Annotated in this window: 2 protein-coding genes; both read right to left on the bottom strand. The window is 63.7% G+C overall.

Annotated elements, in window-relative coordinates; genetic code table 11:
* A partial coding sequence (locus tag ACIPHM_RS24600) for an ureidoglycolate lyase (protein ID WP_400334317.1) occupies positions 1–199 on the bottom strand: 199 nt, incomplete at its 3' end.
* 72 nt (positions 200–271) lie between these two features.
* A partial coding sequence (alc, locus tag ACIPHM_RS24595) for an allantoicase (protein ID WP_400334314.1) occupies positions 272–1,167 on the bottom strand: 896 nt, incomplete at its 5' end.

The raw sequence follows: 1,167 nt of genomic DNA, 5'->3' as shown, positions 1-1,167 counted from the left end.
CTCTGGGCTGACCCCGGAATACGTTGACCAACGTGCGGCCACCCTCCGGACCCAAATCGACTGTCGCCAGATCGTGAAACCGCTCGGTCGTCCCACCATTGATCGCGAAATGCTTCGCCCCCGCCAATTCGATCACGTCGCCAAACGGTGCAAACGCCTCTCGCGTCAACCGCTCGATCTTCAACGCCGAACCCGCCATGTCATGCTCCCTTTATCTTCTCTCTCTGTTTATTGCGCCCTCCCGCGCTGGCCGCGAGAGGGGTTTTGCTGATTACGCCGTCTTGTCGCTCAAACGGCCCCACAGCCGCAGTCGCGACACGCCACCGTCCGGAATGATGTTGAAGCGGATGTGGGTGATCGCCCCCAACTTCTGAATCTGCGCTTCGAAATAGAACTGTTTGTCCATCGCGAGCTTCTGCTCCGGCAACAACACGGGCCAGAACATGGACTGGGTGATGAGGGACTGCTCGGTGCCGCCGGTGACGTATGCCGCCTGAATGGAGCAGCGGTCGGGGAAGTTGCCCTTGAAGTGCGCCGTGTCGACTTCGATTTTGCCAATCTCGCCGGGCTGCGCCAGCGCGATGATGGCCCAGTCGTTGCCCGGCTCCCGACGCCGGCGTGTCTCCCACCCGTCACCCATGTTCACGCCACGGCCAGGCATCAACAGGCTGGAGGCCAAGCCGAAGTGCTGGTTGTTGGCCGCCACGACGTAGCCGCCGTTTTCCATGGCGATGAGGTCGATCAGTTCGTCGCGCGAACGCCCCGCCCAGTCGCTCTGCGGCATACCGTACAGGCGCAGACGGGCCAGACCGCCGTCGGGGTAAAGGTTCACGCGTACGTGGGTCGCGGCGCGCGGCTCGGTGATGGCGTGGTAGTGGTGCGCATTGCCCTGCAAGGTGGTCGAGGGCAGCAGTTCGAACCACTCGGCGCTCTCGGACGGTGCGCCGTGCGGGCTGTAGCAGCCCTCGAGCGACGCCGCAGGCGGGAAGTTGCCGGTGAAGTGGCTGGTGTCGAGATCGACGCCGAACAGCACGCCCGCGCGCGCGAGTTTGACGATGCACCAGTCGTAGCCGTTCACACGCTTGCGTCGGGTCTCCCAACCGTCCATCCACTTGCCGTTGTCGTCGTATTTGCCCGGAATGAAGACGGCCGGCTCGGGGTTGAGCA

Origin of the sequence: Pandoraea sp. NPDC087047 (assembly GCF_044745225.1) — a bacterium.
Classification (GTDB): domain Bacteria; phylum Pseudomonadota; class Gammaproteobacteria; order Burkholderiales; family Burkholderiaceae; genus Pandoraea.
Note: the sequence above shows the minus strand (reverse complement) of the source record. Positions and strands in the feature narration are given on the sequence as shown.